Genomic DNA, 21,143 nt, shown 5'->3' with positions numbered 1-21,143 from the left:
GTATTCACCCGAGTCGCCCAACGCCTGCTGGCCATGGCCGCCGGGATCTGGCACAACTGGACCACCGGCGTCACCAGCAAACGATCACTCACCGCCTACGACCACTGACCAGCAGCTTCACGGAATCATTCATCTAGGCGCCGAACGCCCGAATCCCCGGACCATGCAGGGGAGGATGCGTAATAAGCGGTTGGTCGACAGGGCCGTGCTGCTGAGGGTGTTCGGAGTGCTCGGGCCCGCCGAGGCGGGTGTCGAGATGGCGGCGTTCACGCTCGTGCTGATCGCCGGCGGCTGGACCTGGGGAATCACACCGTCGGCTGGACTGCTCGCCGTCGCGTCCGGCACGGCGTTCACCGCGGTCGTGCTCGGTCAGCTCGCCACGGCGTTCGCCTGTCGCAGCGAGTCGAGGTGGATCGGACGCCTGCGACTGGGCGGCAATCGCCTCCTGCTCGGCGCCGTGGCTGTCGAGTGCGCGGCCCTGCTCGGGTTCGTGGGAATCCCGCCGGTTGCGCGCGTGCTCGGCGGGGACTTCCCACCATTGGTCGGTTGGGCTGTTGCGGCGTGCGTCATACCCGTCGTCGTCCTCGCCGACGCCACCCACAAGGCGATCCGGGCGTGGCGGCGACGCGTCGCTGCCTGAGTGCTGGCCGGACGGCCGGCACGGATGGGACCTTCGCCGCTACTTCTTGGCCATCGCGGTGGTGAGTGTGGACTGTGGGAGGTCGTCATGAGACAGACGCTTCGTCTGGGCAGAATCGCCGGCGTTCCCGTCGGCGTCCACTGGTCGGTTCTGGTGATCATGGCACTGGTCGTCGTGCTCCTCGGCGACTCCGTGCTGCCGACGATGGCACCGGGGGGATCGGCCACGACGTACTGGTTGGTCGCCGTGCCCGGCGCCGTCGTGTTCCTCGCGTCGTTGCTCGCTCATGAGCTCGCGCACGCGCTCGTTGCACGGCGTCGGGGGGTGCGGGTGCGGGCGATCACGCTGTGGATGCTGGGTGGTGTCGCCCACCTGGAGGGCGAGGCGCCGAGCCCGCGGACAGAGCTCGAGATCGCCGTAGCCGGCCCGCTCACCAGCGTCGCCGCCGGCGTCGCCCTGCTCGCGGCGGCATGGGGGCTCGACACGGTTGGCGCACCAGCTGCAGTGGTGAAGGCAGTGCTGTGGATCGGTGTGATGAACGCGTTCCTCGGTGCGTTCAACCTGCTTCCCGGTGCGCCGCTGGACGGCGGCCGGGTGCTGCGCGCAGTGCTGTGGCGCATCCATGGCGACCGCGCTCGCGCCGACCGGATCGCCACGCGCGCGGGGAAGGCGACAGGTGCCGTCATGATCGGGTTGGGTGTCCTCGAGGTTCTCGCGCTGGGACGGCTGGACGGGCTGTGGCTGGTGCTCCTCGGCTGGTTCCTCGTTCAATCCGCCGGCGCCGAGCAGCGAACCGGCATCATCCGTGCGGCTTCCCGCGGCATCGTTGCCCGCGACGTGATGACCCCACATCCCGACACGGCGCCTGCGTGGGACTCCGTACGGACGTTCGCTGAGAAGGTCGCGACCAGATCCCGGCAGACGGTCTTCCCCGTGGTGGGATTCGACGGGGGACCGCGAGGCGTCGTGACCCTCGACCTCCTGGCGCGAGTACCCGCCGACCACGCGGACGAACGGCTCGACACGATCGCGGTCGCGCTGCCCGCCGAGTACGTCGTTCCGCCGGATGCTCCGCTGTTCTCACTGCTCGACCGCACTGCGCTCGCCGGCGTACTCATCGCTGTCGTCACCGACCACGGTGCGGCCGGGAACATGATCATCGGAATGATCACCGTTGACGACCTACAGCGTCTCGTCCAGCTCCGTCATCTGCGACGGATCGACAGACCCGTGCCTGCGCCGAATACCCCTGGGTAGTAGGTGGGGGGACCCGTCGTGCCGGATCGACCACGCACTTGCGGCTTGTGCCGCCGACCGGTGATGCGGACGTCGGCGAGGTCCGCGCCGATCGTGTCGAGACGACGCGGGGCCTCGAGGAAGGTGGCGGTCGGGCTTGCCGGTCAGGCCGCGTCGAGACCGTCGACGCGGACGTCGAACATGTTGTCGTCGACGAACGCCAGGTAGTCGCCCGCACGTCGGATGGCCGGTACTCCTCACCCCACCGGCTGGCTCGTGTGCGCAGGAACTGGTCGAAGACCTGTTTCCACACCTGACCATGCACGCGTGCTGTGTCGGTGACGACTCCGTCGGTGTCGAAGACGACCGCTGCGATCGCGCCGAGGTCGATGACCGCGTCTGTCCCGCGGTGGTCGTCGATCTTGCGGATGGTCGTGGGACACCGGAGTTCCTGACGAGGATCTCCTTGAGCCTGTCGACGAAACGCAGAACAACAGAGGAGCGAACGTCAGCACGACGGTGAGGTTCTGGAACCATGCCATCTGCCGCACACCGATGAGGTTGACGACAGCAGGGATCCACAGGCTGGCCAGGGCGATGCTCCAGTTGCTCCACACGCTCGTCGACGCGCTCACCGACACAGGGCACGACGGTGAGAACGCGGACAACCTGTTCGGCGGGGTCGACGCGGTGCGCATCCCGGTCGAGTACCTGGGCGAGCCGTGCACCGCCGGCGATCCCGAGTCCGTCCGCCGCGTCCTGCGAAACTCGCCACCATGCGCGTACATGCGCGCAGTCAACCTCGGCGAGCCGCCGGACGAGTCGGTCGCCGAGGCCGCCGGTCCACCGGTGGCGGCCTCCGATGTGAGCCTCTATGAGGTGCACAACAACGGGAACTGGTACGACTTCGGCTTCATCCTCGGCATCGCCGTCGTCTTCTCCGGGCCCGCAAGACTCGGCGGCCCCGGTGCCTCGCGGGGACGTGGGCGACCGGAGAACCGCGCCCACGAGGTTACGCCGTTCGCCCCGATCGTGCGGGACCATCGGCTCTGGGTGGGGCCGGACCCGCGCCGAAGACTGAAAGTATGGAACGGCGCATCGTGATTCTTGGCGGGGGCACCGGCGGCACATCGGTGGCCAACCGGCTTCGCCGGAAGCTCGGCGACGACGCCAGGATCACCGTGGTCGACCGGGACGACCGTCACGTCTACCAGCCCGGCCTGCTGTTGGTTCCCTTCGGGCTCGCCGTGCCGGAGAAGATCGTCCGGCCGCGGCAACAGCAGCTCCGCGACGGCGTGGACTACCGGTGCGGAGCGGTCGACCGTGTCGACGTCGACGACCGGCACGTGCAGCTGCTCGACGGCACGGTGCTCGGCTACGACGTGCTCGTCATCGCCAGCGGGACACGGCTCGTTCCAGAGGAAACCGAGGGTCTCCACGGTCCGGGATGGCACGAGACCGTCCATACGTTCTACGACCTCGACGGTGCGACTGCGCTGGCTTCCGCGCTACCGACGTTCGACGGTGGGCACCTCGTCGTGAACGTCGTCGACATGCCGATCAAGTGTCCGGTGGCACCGCTGGAGTTCTGCTTCCTCGCTGACTGGTATTTGCGTGACCGCGGAATCCGCGACAGGGTCCGGCTCACCTACGTCACGCCACTCGACGGAGCGTTCACCAAGCCCGTCGCGACACGCACCCTTGCCGGCCTGCTGGAGGAGAAGGGCATCGAGCTGGTGACCGAGTTCAATACCGGTCAGGTCGACGGCGAGGCAGGACGGCTGGTCTCGTTCGACGAGCGAACGGTCGAGTTCGACCTAGCCGTCGTCGTCCCGGTGCACAGCGGCGAGGAGTACGTCGGTAGGTCGCCGGGACTGGGCGACGAGCTCGACTTCGTGCCAACGGACGAGTCGACGCTGCAGTCGAAGGTCCGGCCGGACATCTTCGTCATCGGCGACGCCGCCGCGATCCCGACGTCCAAGGCCGGCTCTGTCGCGCACTTCGAGGGCGAGGTGCTGGTGGACAACGTCGTGCGACACCTCGCGGGCGAGCCGCTGGCATCCCGCTTCGACGGGCACACCAACTGTTTCGTCGAGACCGGCTTCGGCAAGGCGATGCTCATCGACTTCAACTACGACACAGAGCCGTTGCCCGGTCGTTTCCCGTCTCGGGTGGGACTGCCGCTGCTGCGTGAGTCCAGGCTCAACCACCTCGGCAAGCTCATGTTCCAGTCGTTCTACTGGCGCGCGCTGCTGCCCGGCCGTTCCATCCCGGGGATCACGGCCGCGATGCCACGGACGGGTAAGGACTTCGATGCGCTGACCGGCGCATCACGGCAGTGAGGAGGAAGCATGCCCGAGAAGGTGTACGCGGGAACCGCGGTGACCGTGAACGACGAGGGATTTTTCACCGAACCGGGGCAGTGGCGCGAGGAGATGACTTCCGAGCTGGCCCGCGAGTACGGCATCGAAAGGCTCACCGAGCAGCACTGGCAGGTCGTCAAGCACATGCGCTACCAGTACGAGCAGAACGGCACCGGCCCGAACGTCCGCGCGCTTGCGCGGTCCTCGGGCGTGACCATCAAGGAGCTCTACCAGCTCTTCCCAAAGGGACCGGCGAAGCTCGCCGCGCGGATCGCCGGCATCCCCAAGCCACGCGGCTGCATCTGACAAGGGCGAAACGATGATCGACAAGATATCCATCATCATCTCCAAGGGCTCGCTCGACGGCGTCTACCCGGGCCTGATCATGGCGAACGGGGCGCGCGCCGAGGGCATCGACGCGAACCTGTTCTTCACGTTCTTCGGGCTGGACGCCATTCACCGCGGGCGACAACAGCGCATCAAGCTGGCGACTGTCGGGAACCCTGGCCTCCACCTGCCAACGTTGGCCGGCGCGGTGCCGGGGGTGTCCGCGCTGATGACCCGCTACCTGGGTCGGAAGATGGACACTCTCGACATCCCGCCGGTGCCGGAGTTCGTCGAGATGATCGCGGATACCGGTGCCGGATTATACGCATGCAAGGCGTCGGTCGACCTGTTCGGTTACGGCGAGGACGACTTCGTCGAGCACGTCAAGGGCATCATCACCGTCGGCGAGTTGTACGACCTGGCCGACGGCGGCCAGATCGTCTTCACCTGATGATCGGAGAGCAGATCATGGCATACGGCATGGCGGTGAGGGACGAGCTTCGGCCACACACGAGCGAGCTCAGGCGTGCGATTCCCGATGTCTATCGGGGGTACCGGGAGCTGCACGACGCGGCGCTGGCCGCCGGCGTTCTCGACACCGGGACGAAGGAACTGATCGCGCTGGCGATCGCGGTGAGCAAGGAGTGCGACGGGTGCATCGCCGCGCACGCGCACGCGGCGGTTCAGGCGGGCGCCACCCCTCTGGAGGCGGCGGAGGCCATCGGTGTCACCTTCCTGATGAACGGCGGGCCCGCGACGGTGTACGGTGCCCGTGCTTACGCTGCGGTGCGCGAGTTCTGCGAGGAACGCGACCGGCAGCCGCTCGACGCGACCCCGTGACATTTCGTTGATCTCGCAGCCGGACCCGCGGTGAACGTGGTGGAGTCGAGGGATCGCTGGCCAGAACATTCGGCGCTGCCTTCGGTTGCCTGCCTGCACGAGGGTGAGTCGTCATGGGGCTGGACAGCGAGGACGTGTGCAGGATCGACGGGTGCTGGCGGGCGGCGAGCTACCTCTCGGTGGGCCAGATCTACCTGCTGGACAACCAGTTGCTACGCGAGCCGTTGCGTCCTGAGCACGTCAAGCCACGGCTTCTCGGTCTTTCGAGTACGGGCCCTCAACTTCTGTTACGCCTTCTGAACCGGCTGAATTGCGGCGCGGCACCTGGACATGATCTACGTGGTGCGGCGGGGTCATGGTTGCCCTGCGGCGGCGAACGCGGGGCTGGAGGGCACGTACAGCGAGGTGTATCCACACGTCGGGCGCCACCGAGGACGAGCTCGTCGACGCGCTGCGTCGCGCGCGGTTGCTGCCGGTGGTCGTACACATGCCGTCGGGGCCTGGACACGTTCGTCGGCGAGCACGGCTCCCGTCTCTCAGGCGGTGAACGGCAACGACTCAACCTCGCCCGCGCACTCCTCGCCGACTTCCCCGTACTCGTCCCGGACGAGCCCACTGAGCACCTGGAAGAACCGACCGCCACCGCAATCACCGACGACCGCTCGCCGTGACCGAGGGACGGACCGTCCTGTTCCTAAACGCACCGCCTCGCGAGACTCGATCAGGTGGACGAGGTGATCGACCTCGACCGGGGTGCGTGAGGGCGTCCTCCGATGTCGACGTCCCCGAGGTCGGCTCTCACCTCGGTGAGAGCACGTCCTTGGCGACGATGACCGTGCAACGGGCGTGGTGCAGGAGCGCCTGACTGACGGATCCGAGCAGGAGGCCGCCGATGCCTCCGTGTCCGCGGCTGCCGACGACAACGATGGTCGCGTGCGCCGAGCACGCGATGAGCTCGTCCGCGGGCCTCCCCTCGACGAGATGGAGGGAGACGCGCACGTCCGGGTGGTCCTTACGGAGAGGAGCCAGGCGTTCCTCGATCCACCTCTCGCGGCCGTCCGGCTCGTCGGCGAGGATACCGCCTGGTGACTTGCCGGGATCGGCGTATCCGGGGAGAGGGCTCGAACAGTGGACGACCTTGAGGGGAAGGCCACGGCCGTGTGCCTGCTCGAACGCGACCCGTGCCGCCTGGTCGGAGTGAGGTGAGCTGTCCATGCCGACGACGACCGGTCCGGCCGCCGGTCCCGCCGGCGCCGCGCGTACCACGACGACCGGGCAGCGGGCGTGTGCCGCGACCGCGCCGCTGACCGAGCCGATCAGGACCGCGGCCGCGGGAGACCGTGATGTGGAGCCGACCACCAGGGCGGCCGCCGAAGCGGCTTCGTTGAGCAGCACCTGAGCCGGATGCCCGGCGACGTATGCGTGGGAGACGCGATCGGCGCCGAGGCGCTCGAAGGCGAAGGCGACGGCCTCGTCGAAGCGGTCACGCAGCGTGGATTGCGCGCCGAGCTGGCTCACCAGCTCGTATTCGAGTGGACGCGTCGTGAGCTCGTACACCGACACGATGTGCAGCGGGCATCCGCGGGATCTCGCTTCCTCGATCGCCCACCGTAGGGCGAGCTGGCTCTGGGGAGCCTCATCGATGCCGACCACCAGCGGCCGGTCGGACGTCGCAGTCATGATCCCTCCGTCTCGTTGATACATGTCGACCGTGGCGGTGGTCACTGCTCGGCGGGCACCGGCAGACGTCACGACGCTGGTGGACACCAGGACGTCGTCGAGCCTCCTCAGTCGTGGTACTCCGATGGCGTGGCGTAGAGCTCGATGAGCCTGATCCGCGTGCTCTGCAGGCGATGCAGGGCGATGGCGAGGAAACGCTGGGTCAGGTCGTATCCGAGCGAGGCGTCGTCCGCGCACATCGCCCGCACCGCCCTCCCGTCCAGTTCCAGCGCCTGGAACGGCCCTTTGGTGACGGCGCCGAACCGCCACCGGTACGGCGTGAAGAGCCACGACCAGCCGAGGACGTCACCCATGACCAGAGTGTCGATCACGGCGTGTCCTCGGCCGGGGATGACGAGGTCGAGTGCCACGGCACCGGCTTCGATCAGCCAGAAACGGTCCGCGACTCCGCCCTCGTCGAAAATGCGGGTCCTTGCGGGAAGGCGGGTCCTTCTTGTCACCTCGGCAAGACGTTCGACGTGCTCCGGGGCCATCGCCCTGAAGAATGCGTGGCGCGTCAGCGCACTGCCTGGGACATGGCTGGTGGCCGGGTTCTCGGTCATCGCTGTCTCCTCACCGATCTGGCTGCTGACTACGGCCGTGCCTTCACGACCGCGACGGTGCACCGCGCGTGGTGCAGGAGGTTCTGGCTGACCGAGCCGAGGAGGAGGCCCGCGAAGCCGCCGTGACCCCGAGACCCGACGACGACGAGCGACGCCCTACGGGAGCGTTCGGTGAGCTCGGTAGAGGTGTGGCCCTCGACAAGCTCCGCGGTGTGCTCCACGTCGGGGAACTCCTTGGCCAGTGGCGCGATGTTCTGTCTGATCCAGTCTTGACGCCGCTGTTGTTCGGCTTCGAGGACGCCGTGTTCCCACCGGATGGGGTCGACGTACCCATACGGCTGCCAGCAATGCACCACCGCGACCGGGACGCCACGCTCGGTTGCCTGCTCGAAGGCGAACCGCACGGCGGCATCGGACTGGTGTGAACCGTCGATGCCGACGACGATCCGGTCCGCCGGCGCAATCTCGGTCGAGATCCTGACCACGACCACGGGACATGCCGCATGAGCCACGGTCGCGGCTCCCACCGAGCCCATGACGATCGCGGAAGTGGCCGACCGGACACGCGAACCGACCACCAGCAACTCTGCCTGTCGCGCTTCGGCGACCAGTACCTTGGCCGGTCGACCGGTCGTGAGGCGGGCCGAGACGTTCTCCCGGCCGAGCTGTCCTTGGGCGTACTCGACGGCGGCGTCGTGTCGTTGCCGTAACGCGGCCGACGATGCAACGGCATCCGAGTCGGCCAACTCGAGCGGCGGGGGCGCTGCCGGGTCGACCGTGACGACTCTCAGCGGAACGCCGGCCGATCGCGCCTTCTCCACCGCCCAGCCGAGGGCGGCCTGGCTCTCAGTCGTCTCGTCGATGCCGACCACCACGGGTCGGCGGTCTCCGTCGGTCATGACTGCTCCATCTGTGCTCAAGAAAGGAAGCGGCCCATGTAGGTCGCCATGTCGACGAGTCGGCTCGAGTAGCCGTACTCGTTGTCGTACCAGCCGAAGACCTTGACGAGGCGCCCCATTGCCTGGGTCAGGGAGGCGTCGAAGACACACGACGCCGGGTCGCCGATGATGTCGCGGGACACCAGGGGCGCCTCGCTGTAGCGGAGGATGCCTGCGAGGCCGTCGTCAGCGGCGTGCTGGAACTCGGCGTTGACTGCGTCCGCGTCGGTGGACGAGTCGAGCATCAGTGTCAGGTCGGTGAGCGAACCGTCCTCGACCGGGACGCGGACGGCGACGCCGTCGAGCCGTCCTGCGAGCTCGGGGAGTACCACTCCAGCCGTGCGCGCCGCGCCTGTACTCGTGGGGATGATGTTCACCGCGGCGGCACGGGCGCGGCGCGGGTCCTTGTGCGGTCCGTCGAGCAGGGACTGGTCGCTGGTGTACGCATGGACGGTCGTCATGAGGCCGGCTTCGAGCCCGTAGGCACGGTGGAGAACGGTCACCATCGGGACCACGCAGTTCGTCGTGCACGAAGCCGCCGAGACCAGGTGGTGTCGTTCGGGGTCGTACTCCGTGTGGTTGATCCCGTAGACGGCGGTGAAGTCGAGGTTCTTTCCGGGAGCCGAGACCAGGACCTTGCGAGCGCCGCGGGCGATGTGGGTGCTCGCGGTGTCCGCGGTGCGCATCCGGCCCGTCGCCTCGATGACGATGTCGACGCCGAGGGACTCCCAGTCGAGGAGGTTCGGATCCGACTCGTTCAGCAGGGTGATCTTGGCGTCACCGACCAGGAGAGCGCCCTCGTCGGCGACCACTCGATCGGGGTAGGCGCCGAGAGTCGAGTCGGATGCGAGGAGGTGGGCGAGCGTGGCGCCGTCAGTGATGTCGTTGACGGCGACGACCTCCAGCCCTCTGCCTCGCGCCGCACGGAGGAAGCTCCTACCGACGCGACCGAATCCGTTGACTGCCACACGTGTGGTCATCTCATGCTCCTTGCGTGACGCTAGATGTGGATCGTTCACAACACCTGGCGGCGCCATTGCGGTTCGACGAGTACCCACTCGTCGTCCCACTGACGGCGTCGGCGAAGGTTCAGCAGGGCACAGATTGCGACGTACGCCACCGCAGCGGCGATGGCTGTCCATGACGTCACACCGAGTCCTTGCATGAACGCCAGGCCCAAGGTGCGCCCAGCGGATCGTGGGGAGGCGGATGCGGTTCCGCGGGCATCGATCCAGAGCCGGATGTCGCCGTGCGGGCGGTCGGCCTTGCGTACCGTGATCGTGTCCATATGTTCACGTCCCTGTTCGTCCTGCCAGGTGACACGCGTGATGTGCGCCGTCGTAGCACCTTCACGGCCGGTCGGGACCGAGGTGGAGACCTCGAGAACCCGCGCCATGACCTGGTAGCCGTCACGCGCGTCGACGATCTCGACCTGCCGCTCATGCTCGTACACGGATAGGCCGGTGCGGACTCCGAGCACACAGCCGAGCACGATGAAGAGCCCGATTACCAGCAAGGAGAACGACTGGATCCTGTCGCTACCGCGTCTCAAGGGATTCTCGTCGAGTCCGAGCTTCCGAAGGACGGCTGAGCCGCGACGGTTGCTGTGGTGTGCCATCTCGATCTGCCTTACGCGTGGTAGTCGATCCTTCGTCCAGGTGGGGCGGGAACCCTGCCCCGCGGGTTCCCGCTCCCCAGGCTGTGACGCACGCCCCCGTTGCCGTACGGGCGTCACAGCAGCCAGCGGTTGCGACCGACGAGTGCGGTCTTCTCCCAGAAGCGTCCGAGTCCCCAGGTGTGGCCGGCGTAGGCGGCGGCGCACACGATGAGGACGAGCGCGTAGATGAGGTGGTAGTCCATGAAGGGGTTGGTCGACATGGTCGGTTCGCCCGAGTAGCCGAAGCGTGCCAGCGGCCACTCAGCCGCCCACATCATCAGCATCATCAGGCTCGCGGCGACTGCCGAGATGCGCAGGCCGATACCGAGGATGACGGCGATGCCGATGCCGGCGAGACCGAGCATGAACAGCCAGTCGGCCCATGGTTCGCCTGCCCACGCCTGGAACATGCCGCGAAGCGGTCCGGCCTGCAGGTTGCTCAGGAAGCCTTCCGTGGGTGAGCCGCCGTTGATCCAAGCGCGCTCGCTCGGAGTCGCGTAGCCGAATCCGAACGTCTTGTCGAGGAAGGCCCAGAGGAACACGAAGCCGACCGCGATGCGCGTGACGGCAAGCGCCACAGCTGAACGTCCGCGGGACTCGATCCGCGGGATGCGGTTCTCGTGCTGCGGAGTGACCTGGTGGCCGGGAGCCGCCGCGCTTCCCTGCTTCTGTTCGGTACTCATCGTTTCGTTCCTTTCGATTCACCGTTGTCGAAACGATCGTCGTCCGCATCGGCCTGTGCGAGAACCGGCGAAGGTCCCACCCGCGAGGGACGTTGGCTGGTCGTTCAGGAGACGAAGAACTCTGCGGGGTCGCGTCGCCTCGAGGGCGAGGGACTCGGCCCGTATCCCAGTCGAAGAACAAGCTGCGGGTTGGCCGCACCGACTGCTGTCGCCAGCCGTCCACGCAACGAGTCGATCTCGATGGGTTGGTTCAGGAACGACGACCTCACGTCGTGTGCGCACGCCCTGAGCAGGACCTTCTGCAGTGCCCTGCCCGCGCTCAGCCGGCTCGTAACGTCGTCTCGTGGTGTCGCGATCACGGCGAGCAGACCGGAGTGCTCGACGAGCTCGGTGTCGTACGCCGCCTTGCCGTCGCCGATGTCGAACGTCCTGACGACGAGGGGAGTGACGAATGGGGGGAGGCGCAGGTGCCCTATCTCCACGCTGAACTCCGGGATGCCGTCTGCGCGATCGCCGCGGCCGGCGAGCCAGGCTGCCAACTCCCGCCTGAAGTGCGGATCGGCCATCTGGAGGCGGTCCGCCTCGGTGATCAGGTCGCACACGGTCGGCCTGCGGTCGTCGACGACATGCAGTGTCGCGCCCGCGTCCATGACGTCTCGTGCCAGGCGGGTCACGAGCTCGTCGGGGAGCCGTCTCTCGTCGAACGCGACACGGCTCGTCCTGCGCCGGGTGATCTGCTCGAAGAGCTCGACGTCGTCGGACGAAGGCTCGGCGGATCCGGCGAGACCGATTCGCGCGTAGAGCTCCGGATCACGGGGATCGGGCATCACCACGACGTCGGACCGGTAGCCCAGACGCGACAGTGCCAAGGTGATATTCGTGATCACGGATCCGCAGGAGATGACGAGCTCCCGGTCGTACGGATCCGAGACCGCGAGACCACGGCTGGTGTCACCGATGACGTCCAGGTGGGCGTCATGCAGATGGAAGAGCCAGGGCTGGGTGTTGTGTGGACTCGGTGCCAGCAAGCCGAAACGAGCGGCGAACGCCAACACCTCGTGGGTACCGGCGTCGGGCGGGAAGTCGGCGAGATCCACGGACCACGGGCCCCGGATCTCCTCGTCATGGGTCATCGCGTGTGACGGCATCGTCAGGTCCCTTCGGGGATGAGTTCGATGGAGGTCCGGGTCGAGGCGTTCTCGCTCCGGATGCGGTCAGGTATGAGCCGTAGCCCACCAGCCACAGGACGACGGGGTAGGCGATCCACCGCTCGGTCCCGCCCTCGCCGAGGGAGCCCACGAAGACGCCACCTGGCCCTACGACGGTGTAGAGAGTGAGGAATCCGAGGCTCGTCACGCCGAGGACCAAGGAGAGGAAGCGAAACGGTGGTTTGCTCGCCCAGGAGGCGACGATGGCCGCGAGCCCTCCCGCGATGAAGGCGATCTGGGTGAGGATCGCGTGGATCGCACCGTGATCGCCGGGGAAGAAGCCGACGCCGGCGACGCCGACACCGAGGAGCGCGATGAGCACGGTAAGGGTTCGGTTGCTCGTGGCGCGCCCGGCGAACCCGGCCGCCGCGAGGATCGCGGCGCCGGTGACGATTATGGTGACATTGAAGATCGTGGCCGAGGGCTGCAGCACGATATCGAGTGGGCGGGTGGCCGCGAGGTCGCTGACCGTATTGCGGTGAGTGCTGTAGCTGCCGGGATAGAGAGCTTCACCGGTGACGATGCCCATCAGAATCCCCATGCCGGCAAGGCTCAGGAGCGCCCCCGCGACCTGAGCGGATCGGCCGGTTGTGGATCTCGGCTCCGTCCTCCCGGCAGGCAGATGGGTCTTGCGTCGGGTGGCGTGAATTCGCGCCATGCTGCACCTCCTCAAGACCTGTCGCCGGCAGCTGTCCAGTCCACGACGACGAGTCAACGTCCCGAGGCGCCTGACGGGCAGGGACTCCTGTCCTCCGGGTGAGGGCGAAGGTCATGGATTCCGTCTCTGGTCGTCGAGATCAGCCGTGGGGGATGTCCCGCGTCGCATGGACGATGGCGACCGGACAGGGCGCATCGTGCAGGGTGGTGCGGCTGACGGCGCCGAGCAGGGTGGCCGACGCGGTCCCGATGCCGCGGTTGCCGACCACGAGCAGGCTCGCGCCAACGGACGCCTCACGGAGTGCTTCCCTGGGCGGTTCCATCACGAACGCCGTCGAGGCCTCCACATGCGGGTACCTCTCCAACCACGGTGCGACGGTGCGCTGGAAACGGGCCGCCGCGACCTGCTCGAGGCCGTCGACCTGGGTGAAGGGGATCGCCGGAGTGCCCTGGGCGGCGCCTGCGTCCCACCAGCTGCAGACGATCTGTAGCTCCCCATGGCGAATCGCGGCTTCCTCGAAGGCGAACGCGAGCGCGGCCTCGCTGGCCGGTGACCCGTCCACGCCGACGACCACGCGGAAGGGGACGACCGGTACCGCGACGGAGTCCTTGACGACGACCACAGGGCAGGACGCGTGCGCAGGGACCTGGACGGCGGCCGACCCGACCCGCAGATCGTCGAACCCGCCACCGCCTCGTGCGCCGAGGACGATGAGCGTGGCACTGCTCGACATCATGACCAACGCCGCCGCGGGGGATCCTTCGACGAATCGCCCGAGGACCGCAGGCACGCCGGCGATCCTGGACACCCGGGCGACAGCCGCGTCCAGGACCCTGCGCGCGGCCTCTCGTGCCGCCGCCTCGACCGAGGGCGTGGAAGCGTGACCCGGATACGGCCACTGCCAGGCATGGCACACGACCAACGGCAGGCGCCGCAACCGGGCCTCCGCGATCGCCCAGGAAAGACCGGCCTCGCTGGGCCTGGACCCGTCATGGCCGACCACTACCTCACTGGCTGTCGACGCCGGCACCAGTGCCTCCTCTCGTCGGATGTGACGAGCTGGTCTCGCCGCCACCCGGGCTACCCGTGCGGTCTCGCGCTCCCCAGGTCCGCCAACGCGGGGAGCGGATCGACCCGTCCGCGAGCGTCGACGATCGTCGCGTCGGCCGCGAGGAGGGCCTCACGGGAGGCTCGGTGATGGTGACCGCAGAGGAACAGGTCCACCGGATGGCGTCGGTCCTGGCGGGATGCCAAGACCGCCTTGACCACGGGCATAGCCGGGCAGCAGCAGGCCCGTTCCGGCCAGTCCGGCGGCACCGCCGGGTCTGCCGCGGACTCGACTGTGTCAGGCTGATGCCCGTCGTTCGGGTTCGGACGTCTCCAACGCATGGTGTCAGCGTGGTGAACCGGAGGCACCTGTGCGCAGGGGCCAAGCTCCCGCGCTGTCCGGACCAAGGGCCCGGTCCGACGGGTCGCAGGCAGCTGACGAGACTCTCGTCGGGAGCGGAGCATTTCGTCCAGGGGGCTTCCGGGCCGTGGGACCCGGCGTACGGGTCACGCGTCCCTGCCCGGCTCCCGGCCGGCCGACCGGCAAACCGGCTCTTCCGGTGGCGGTCGAGATTGCCGCCCCTATTCGTCGGACTGCCGCCGGTCGCCCACCCTGCCGCGCGGTGTCCCCCTGGCATCGCCTGCCTCGCCGACGCGGCGCTCAAGGCAAGGAAGTGCGCCGCGGCGGAGCACTGGCTCCGTCGCCGCCCGCTCAGGGTGACCGCCGTCGACTGCATGGTCCCTACCGGGAAGGGACAGAAGCCGGTGCCACGAGGACCATCTGCCCTGGAGCGCCGACACACCCCGTGTTCCGCTGGACGCAACAGTGGGAGGAGCGGCGATGCGTGCGCTGATCGATCGAGCGACCTCGGCTGATCTCATGCAGCTCGCAGGGGACAGTACGAGTCACCCCAGGAACATCGCTGCGATCCTGGTCCTCGACACCACCCCCCTGCAGGCTTGGCCCTTGATACGTCACATGGTCACCGGACGTGCACGGTCCGTGCCACGGCTGCGCCAGTGTCTGGTGTCGACGCCGTGGGGATGCGGCCGACCGATCTGGGTGGACGATCCCGAGTTCGACATCGAGCACCACCTTCGACGACAGGTGACGTGCCCCGCCCCCGGGGACGAGCACGCCCTCCTCAGGCTCGCCGCGGACGCGATGGCGGCGCCACTCGACCGGCGCCATCCATTGTGGTCGCTCACGATGGTGACGGGTCTCGCGGACGGTCGTGCGGCGTTGATCGGTGTGACCCATCACGTCATGACGGACGGCACCGGCGGAATGGGCGTGTTGGAGGCATTGCTCGACGGAGGCACGGTCGTGCCCGTCGCTCGCTCCGCTTCCCGACCTACGAACTTCGAGCTGTTCGTCGACACGTTGAGGACACGTTGTCGCCGGGTGTGGCACTTGCCTGCGCAGGTGCGAGATGTCAGGGACGGACTCAGGGAACTCGTCGCCGACGGTGTCGCCACGACGGCTCCCACCTCGTTGCGTCGCCCGTGTGGTTCGGAGCGCGCTCTTGCGGTCGTACGTGCCGAGCTCGCGGCGGTCCGAGCGGCGGCGCACCGATACGGTGGCACGGTCAACGACGTCCTGTTGGCGGCAGTCGGTGGTGCGCTCGGTGATCTGCTGCGGAGCCGCGGGGAGTCGACCGACGCCGTCCTCGTGTCGGTCCCGGTCTCCGGCAGACGTCCGCAGGTCGACAGCCGGCCGACCAACAAGGTCGGCGTGATCACCGTTCCGATCCCCACGGGTGGTCAGCCGGCGCGCCGACTGGCGTCCGTCACCAGGACCACGAGATCGCACCGGACCACACGACCCGGGGCGTCGGTCGCCCTGCTGGGACCGGTGTTCCGGGCGCTGGACCGGTTGGGGCTTTTCGACTGGTTCGTGCGGAGGCAGCGGTTCATCGACACGTCCGTCACCAACCTGCATGGACCGGTCGGGTCGTTGTCCTTCCTCGGAGTGCGTGTGGACGAGGTGGTCGCCGTGTCGACACTGACTGGCAACGTGACGGTGAACTTCGCCGTGCTGTCCTACGCGGGTCGCCTCACCATGACCGTCGTCGCCGACGAGGCGACCTGCCCGGACCTGGACGTGCTGGCGGCCGCGCTACAACGGGAGCTCGACGTGCTCGCCGGAGGAGACGCACGCGCGACATCTCTGGTTGGGGTTGCCGCGTCCGGCAATTCGGTATGAACTTGGGCCCACCGGAAGCCGACTGGCGGTCATGCCACACGGGGGAGTGAGCCTCAGCTATGAGCACGGGGGAACGCCCAGATCCAGGTAGGCGGTCGGCCCTGGCGTGGCGGAGCGTTGGCCGAGCCGTTCGCGGTGCCGGCTGGCTGCGGCGCCCGGTGTGCGCACGAGTCGTCGAGCATCACGATGGGTGACGGCGACGGTCCCTCTCCCGGTGAGGCGTTGCATCCTCAGCTGCGGCTCGACGAGCTGCTCCGGCAGCTGCAGGGGCAGGTCGACACGGTGCTCACCGTTCGCGACCGGATGCAGGAGCTGCTGAGTGCGGTCGTGTCGGTCGGCAGCAATCTCGAGCTGGGTGACGTGCTCGACCGGATCGTTCGCGCGGCGGTCGAGCTCGTCGATGCCACCTACGGCGCGCTCGGTGTCCTCGACGAGCAGGGCGTGTCACTGATCGAGTTCCGCTACCTGGGTATCAGCGAGGAGGAGGCGCGAGCGATCGGCCACCTGCCTTCCGGACACGGCATCCTCGGCCTGCTGATCACCGACCCTCGGCCCCTTCGCCTTCGTGATCTCTCGAAGCATCCGGCGTCCTACGGCTTCCCGCCGAATCATCCGCCGATGAGCGATTTCATCGGGGTTCCTGTTCGGGTGCGGGGCCAGGTGTTCGGCAACCTCTACCTCACCGAGAAGAAGACCGGGGTCGAGTTCGACGAGTCGGACGAGAACATCCTCCAGGCGCTCGCGGCCGCGGCCGGCGTCGCCGTCGAGAATGCTCGCCTCTTCGAGACCTCCCAGCGTGGAGAGCGGTGGCGGAGGGCCTCGTCCGACGTGGTGTCCGCCCTGTTGTCGGGGTCGGACGTGGCGCCGGTTCTCGACCTGATCGCAGCCAGGGCGCGGGACTTCACCGACGCCACGCAGGCGCTCGTGCTGTTACCGGAGGACGACTCCACCTCGTTGCGCATCGTGGCCGCCGCGGGGGAGGATGCGGCGCGGCTGGCCGGCGTCAATGTGGCCATGGGCGACGGTCGCGCGGGTGCCGTGTACGCCTCTGGGGTCGCCGAGAGCTGGGGTGTCGGTGAGGCACCTGTGGCGCAGCGGTTGGCGGACGTGGGCGATGTCGGGCACCGGCTCGTCGTGCCTCTCGGCGACAAGGGTCATACCCGCGGCGTGTTGCTCGTCTACAACCGCCCGGGCGTGTCGTTCTCACCCTCGGTGCTGGAGACGCTGACGGCGTTCGCCGAGCAGGCCGCGGTGGCCATCGAGCTGGCCGAACGCCGGCGCGACACCGAGCGCCTGTCCCTGTATCAGGATCGTGAGCGGATCGCCAGGAACCTGCATGACCTCGTGATCCAGCGACTCTTCGCGACCGGCATGGGACTCGCGAACGTGAGCAGGATGATCCCTGTCCAGCCACGTCTGGCGGGTGAGCGGGTGGACAAGGCGGTCGACGACATCGACGTCACGATCCGGGACATCAGGTCGACGATCTTCGCGTTGCAGAATCCGGAGACGTACGAGCGCGGGCTGCGTACCCGGATTCTCGACGTCGTGGCGGAGTCGGCGCCGGTGTTGGGGTTCGAGCCGTCGGTCCTTTTCGAGGGACTCGTCGACACGATGATCCCTGACCACGTCGGTTCGCACCTGCTCGCGGTGGTGCGGGAGTCGCTGGCGAACGTGGCGAAGCACGCGCGCGCCGGCTCGGCGGCGGTGTCGGTCGACGTCGGTGACGACGTGGTCGTCGAGGTCCGCGACGACGGCGTCGGCCCTCCTCGTGAAGGGCGGCGTAGCGGGCTCGCCAATCTTGCGAATCGCGCGGGAGAGCTGGGTGGCTCGTTGGACGTTACGGACGCCCACCCTGGAACCGTGCTGCGGTGGCGCGTCCCGCTGACGACACCCGACGGCTAGCCGGCAACGGGAGTGGTCAGGCGACGGGTTCGACGGCGATTGCTGCCGCGATGTCGAGTGCCCATGCCTGGACCGCGTCGAAGTCGCGGAAGTCACCGTCGGGGACGTGCAGCGACCGCACGACCGCGCGTTCGCCGAGTCCCAGTGCGCCGCGGTCGATCCGGCCGGGGAAGACGCGATGCCCGCGGGCGTTGATGGCCCTGACTAGGTTGGACGCGTCCGCCGGCTCGTCGGCCGGTCGTGGCGGCTCGCCGATGGGCCCGCTGGAGAACAGCCATGTCGGGCGCGCTGCCAGTGCGTCGGCGTGCTTCTTGGCGAATCGGCGCGCGGGCTCGAGCCAGCGTCCCATGTAGACCGCGCTGCCGAGTACGACGGCGTCGTAACGGTCGACCGACTCGACGTGGCCCGGTTCGATGACGTCTACGTACGCCTCGATCCCGTGCTCGTGCAGACCTTCGTAGAGCCTGGTGCCCAGTTCCTCGCCGAGTCCGGCCGTCGCCCCGTGCCTTGTCGCGACCGTGACCAGAATCCTCATGAGTGCCCCTTCTTCCGTGCGCTCTGATCCCACTGTGGTCCGGTCGCGTGTCGGGTCGGCAGGGGCGTAGGGCCCCGCCGGTGGGGTCTTCCGGCGGTGAGTGCCCGGATCGTCGCCAGCACGAGTCCCGGGACGACCGCCACCGCCAGGCATATCCCGAAATCTCGTGGTGAGAGGGGACCGGTGCCGAGGAGGTCGCGAAGCGGTCCGATCGTCACGGCGGCCAGCTGCAGCACGAACGAGGAGGTGACCGCGATCAAGAGCGAGCGGTTCCTCCTCGTGCCGGCCGCGGGGCGTGCGCGGACGGACAGCGCGACTCCGAGCTGGGCGACTCCGAGGACGACGAAGAGCATCGTCTGCCACGGCCGTCCCGTCGACGCTGCCCAGGCAGCCGTGCCTAGGCACGCAGCTGTGATGAGGACCGCGATCGCCATCACACGACCGGCCAGGCGCCGGTCGAGCACGGCCTTGCCGGGACGCTGCGGAGGGACGTCGAGGAGGCCACGCTCGGCAGGCTCGGCCCCGAGGGCGACGCCGGGGAGCCCGTGGGTGAGCATGTTGACCCAGAGGATCTGCGCAGGCAGGAGCGGGACGGTCATGCCGAGGAACGGGCCGACGAGCATCACCAGGATCTCCGCGGCGCCACCGGACATCGCGTACACGAGGAACCGACGGATGTTGGCGTAGATCCGGCGCCCTTCCTCGATCGCGACACCGACGGTGGCGAGCTCGTCGTCGGCGAGCACCAGGTCAGCGGACTGCCGGGCGACCTCTGTGCCTCCGCGGCCCATTGCGACGCCGATGTTCGCGGCGCGCAGGGCGGGCGCGTCGTTCACCCCGTCGCCGGTCATGGCCACGACCTCGCCATGTCGCTTCAACGCATGGACGATGTCCATCTTCTGCTCGGGGCGCGTGCGCGCGAACACGGTGACATCCTCTGCGCGCACGGTGCCGGCGGCGAGGTCTGCACCGGTCGCGATCTCCGCCGGACGCGCGAAGCCTACGCGTTCTGCGACGGCTGCGGCGGTGGCCGGGTGGTCACCGGTGATCAGCACCATCCGGATGCCGGCGCGCCGAAAGCGGCGCACGACCTCCGGAGCGGTTGTGCGCACCGGATCGGTCAGCGCGACCAGGCCCACGGGCGTCAGCCCGGTCTCCAACTCGTCGTCCGGAGGCCGGGTCTCCCACCGTGCCTCTGCGATGGCGAGAACCCGGTATCCGGCGCGGGTGAGTCGTTCGGCCGTCCGGGTCAACGACGGGCTGGCGGTCTCGTCAGCGAGCAGAACTTCGGGAGCGCCCTTGCTCATGGCGAGATAGGAACCGTCAGGGGCGCGGTGGACCGTGGTCATTCGTCGCCGGTCGGCGTCGAAGGGGATCTCGAGCACCCGTGGGTGCCGCTCTCGCACGTCCGGACCTACGCCGAGGTCCTGAGCGGCTGCGACCAGCGCCACCTCGACCGGGTCGTCCGTGGACGATGCCCCGTCCTGGCCGGACCAGGAGGCGTCGTTGCACAGGGCGAAGTCACGCGCCACGGCACGTACCGCCTCGCTGGCACGGAGCGCACGGTGCGTGGACGTCACGTCGACGAGGTCATCACCCGCGGCGACCAGCTCGCATCGCATGGAGCCCTCGGTCAGGGTGCCGGTCTTGTCCGCCGCGATGACGGTTACGGAACCGAGCGTCTCGACCGCTGGAAGGCGTCGGACGATGGCAGCCCGGCGTGCCATCCGGTGTGCACCGAGGGCGAGGGTCACGGTCACGACGGCGGGCAGAGACTCGGGCACGGCCGCGACGACCAGGCTGACAGCGGTGAGGATCATGTCGGCCAACGGGAGTCCGCGTACCAGGCCGGCGACCAGCACGAGTCCGGAGAGTGCCACCGCCGCTACTCCCAGCGTCCGGCCGAGTCCGGCGAGGCGTCGCTGCAGGGGAGTGGCTTGTCGCGGTTGCCCGGCGACCAGTGCGACGATCTTGCCCAGAGCGCTGTCGAGGCCCGTCCTCGTAACGACGCCTCGCCCACGACCCCCGGTCACCACCGTTCCGGCGAGGACCTCACCCTGGTCACCGTCGGATAGGTACTTGTCCACCGGCATGCTCTCGCCGGTCAATGCCGCCTCGTCCACCCGCAGGGACGCGACCTCGACAAGTCGCACGTCCGCCGGGACGATGTCACCGGCTGCGAGGAGTACCACGTCACCCGGAACGAGTGTCCCGACATCCACCGTCGAGCGACGACCGTCACGCATCACCTGCGCGGTCGGCGCGGTGAGCCGGCGAAGTGCGGCGACGGCATGGTCGGCACGCACCTCCTGGACGAGACCGACGGTGGTGTTGAGGACGACTACCAGGATGATCACGATCGCGTCGGAGTAGTCGCGAAGTGCCACGGTCACGACCACCGCGGCCAGGAGGACCATAACGAGTGGATCACGTAGCTGGGCGACGATACGCCTGCCGAGGTGGGGCGGCCGAGGCTCGGGGACGGCGTTGGGTCCGTACTCGTGCAGCCTTGCGGCAGCCTGCTGTTGAGTAAGCCCCTGGGTGAGGTCGGTCGTCGGGATGTCCGACACGTTCGTCGCCATGCACCGACGATCGCGGCGAGCACCCGTTTCGGTGCA

The 21,143-nt window shown here is 68.4% G+C and carries 22 protein-coding genes; 10 read left to right on the top strand and 12 right to left on the bottom strand.

What is annotated here, in order from left to right; all coding sequences use genetic code 11:
- Together GEV10_14550 and GEV10_14545 are read left to right on the top strand one after the other, a co-directional pair.
- A partial coding sequence (locus tag GEV10_14550) for a hypothetical protein (GenBank protein MQA79677.1) occupies positions 1–640 on the top strand: 640 nt, incomplete at its 5' end.
- Between the two features lie 24 nt (positions 641–664).
- Positions 665–1,897 (top strand): peptidase, encoded by a 1,233-nt coding sequence (locus GEV10_14545; protein MQA79676.1) that lies wholly within the window; start codon positions 665–667, stop codon positions 1,895–1,897.
- Positions 1,898–2,133: 236 nt separating this feature from the next.
- Here the strand turns inward: GEV10_14545 and GEV10_14540 are convergent, their stop codons facing one another.
- A complete protein-coding gene (locus GEV10_14540; protein MQA79675.1) occupies positions 2,134–2,511 on the bottom strand; it encodes a hypothetical protein in 378 nt (125 codons plus the stop codon).
- Between GEV10_14540 and GEV10_14535 the strand changes: the two genes are divergently transcribed.
- The 6 genes from GEV10_14535 (at position 2,432) to GEV10_14510 (ending at position 6,077) form a co-directional block, all read left to right on the top strand.
- Entirely contained in the window at positions 2,432–2,980 is a 549-nt protein-coding gene (locus GEV10_14535) for a hypothetical protein (protein ID MQA79674.1), read from the top strand. The genes GEV10_14540 and GEV10_14535 overlap by 80 nt on opposite strands.
- Positions 2,962–4,218 (top strand): NAD(P)/FAD-dependent oxidoreductase, encoded by a 1,257-nt coding sequence (locus GEV10_14530; GenBank protein ID MQA79673.1) that lies wholly within the window; start codon positions 2,962–2,964, stop codon positions 4,216–4,218. The genes GEV10_14535 and GEV10_14530 overlap by 19 nt, the downstream gene beginning before the upstream one ends.
- Before the next feature lie 9 nt (positions 4,219–4,227).
- A complete protein-coding gene (gene tusE, locus GEV10_14525) occupies positions 4,228–4,545 on the top strand; it encodes a TusE/DsrC/DsvC family sulfur relay protein (GenBank protein MQA79672.1) in 318 nt (105 codons plus the stop codon).
- A 13-nt stretch (positions 4,546–4,558) separates the two neighbouring features.
- Entirely contained in the window at positions 4,559–5,017 is a 459-nt protein-coding gene (locus tag GEV10_14520; protein MQA79671.1) for a hypothetical protein, read from the top strand.
- Between the two features lie 17 nt (positions 5,018–5,034).
- Positions 5,035–5,406 carry a carboxymuconolactone decarboxylase family protein gene (locus tag GEV10_14515; GenBank protein MQA79670.1) on the top strand — a complete coding sequence of 124 codons (372 nt, stop codon included), beginning with the start codon at positions 5,035–5,037 and terminating at the stop codon, positions 5,404–5,406.
- 113 nt (positions 5,407–5,519) lie between these two features.
- The gene (locus tag GEV10_14510) at positions 5,520–6,077 is read left to right on the top strand and encodes an ATP-binding cassette domain-containing protein (protein ID MQA79669.1); all 558 of its coding nucleotides are present in this window, start codon (positions 5,520–5,522) and stop codon (positions 6,075–6,077) included.
- Positions 6,078–6,204: 127 nt separating this feature from the next.
- On the opposite strand, the gene GEV10_14505 is transcribed toward GEV10_14510, so the two are convergent.
- The 9 genes from GEV10_14505 to GEV10_14465 all read right to left on the bottom strand — a co-directional run bounded on the left by GEV10_14505 (position 6,205) and on the right by GEV10_14465 (position 13,907).
- A complete protein-coding gene (locus GEV10_14505) occupies positions 6,205–7,173 on the bottom strand; it encodes a universal stress protein (GenBank protein ID MQA79668.1) in 969 nt (322 codons plus the stop codon).
- A 20-nt stretch (positions 7,174–7,193) separates the two neighbouring features.
- The gene (locus tag GEV10_14500; protein ID MQA79667.1) at positions 7,194–7,688 is read right to left on the bottom strand and encodes a cyclic nucleotide-binding domain-containing protein; all 495 of its coding nucleotides are present in this window, start codon (positions 7,686–7,688) and stop codon (positions 7,194–7,196) included.
- A 29-nt stretch (positions 7,689–7,717) separates the two neighbouring features.
- Positions 7,718–8,587, bottom strand: a complete 870-nt coding sequence (locus tag GEV10_14495; protein MQA79666.1) for a universal stress protein — start codon at positions 8,585–8,587, stop codon at positions 7,718–7,720.
- 17 nt (positions 8,588–8,604) lie between these two features.
- Positions 8,605–9,606, bottom strand: coding sequence for a type I glyceraldehyde-3-phosphate dehydrogenase (gap, locus tag GEV10_14490; GenBank protein MQA79665.1), 1,002 nt, complete (start codon positions 9,604–9,606; stop codon positions 8,605–8,607).
- Positions 9,607–9,641: 35 nt separating this feature from the next.
- Positions 9,642–10,244, bottom strand: coding sequence for a hypothetical protein (locus GEV10_14485; protein ID MQA79664.1), 603 nt, complete (start codon positions 10,242–10,244; stop codon positions 9,642–9,644).
- A 113-nt stretch (positions 10,245–10,357) separates the two neighbouring features.
- The gene (locus tag GEV10_14480) at positions 10,358–10,966 is read right to left on the bottom strand and encodes a DoxX family membrane protein (GenBank protein MQA79663.1); all 609 of its coding nucleotides are present in this window, start codon (positions 10,964–10,966) and stop codon (positions 10,358–10,360) included.
- A gap of 104 nt (positions 10,967–11,070) precedes the next feature.
- Positions 11,071–12,099 carry a nitroreductase gene (locus GEV10_14475; protein ID MQA79662.1) on the bottom strand — a complete coding sequence of 343 codons (1,029 nt, stop codon included), beginning with the start codon at positions 12,097–12,099 and terminating at the stop codon, positions 11,071–11,073.
- On the bottom strand, positions 12,089–12,832 hold the full coding sequence (locus GEV10_14470) for a DUF998 domain-containing protein (GenBank protein ID MQA79661.1): 744 nt from the start codon (positions 12,830–12,832) through the stop codon (positions 12,089–12,091). Before GEV10_14470 ends, GEV10_14475 begins: the two co-directional genes overlap by 11 nt.
- A 139-nt stretch (positions 12,833–12,971) precedes the next feature.
- Positions 12,972–13,907, bottom strand: coding sequence for a universal stress protein (locus GEV10_14465; GenBank protein MQA79660.1), 936 nt, complete (start codon positions 13,905–13,907; stop codon positions 12,972–12,974).
- Between the two features lie 813 nt (positions 13,908–14,720).
- On the opposite strand from GEV10_14465, the gene GEV10_14460 reads away from it, so the two are divergent.
- Entirely contained in the window at positions 14,721–16,085 is a 1,365-nt protein-coding gene (locus GEV10_14460; GenBank protein MQA79659.1) for a DUF1298 domain-containing protein, read from the top strand.
- 186 nt (positions 16,086–16,271) lie between these two features.
- Complete coding sequence (locus GEV10_14455) at positions 16,272–17,990, top strand: GAF domain-containing protein (protein MQA79658.1); 1,719 nt, start codon at positions 16,272–16,274, stop codon at positions 17,988–17,990.
- Between the two features lie 16 nt (positions 17,991–18,006).
- Here GEV10_14455 and GEV10_14450 read toward each other — a convergent pair whose 3' ends face one another.
- Together GEV10_14450 and GEV10_14445 are read right to left on the bottom strand one after the other, a co-directional pair.
- Entirely contained in the window at positions 18,007–18,525 is a 519-nt protein-coding gene (locus GEV10_14450; protein MQA79657.1) for a hypothetical protein, read from the bottom strand.
- Complete coding sequence (locus GEV10_14445) at positions 18,522–21,107, bottom strand: HAD-IC family P-type ATPase (GenBank protein ID MQA79656.1); 2,586 nt, start codon at positions 21,105–21,107, stop codon at positions 18,522–18,524. The genes GEV10_14450 and GEV10_14445 overlap by 4 nt, the downstream gene beginning before the upstream one ends.
- Between the last annotated feature and the right edge of the window lie 36 nt (positions 21,108–21,143).

The sequence above is a fragment of the Streptosporangiales bacterium genome (assembly GCA_009379955.1).
Taxonomy (GTDB): domain Bacteria; phylum Actinomycetota; class Actinomycetes; order Streptosporangiales; family WHST01; genus WHST01.
This window is presented reverse-complemented; position numbering and strand designations above follow the sequence as displayed.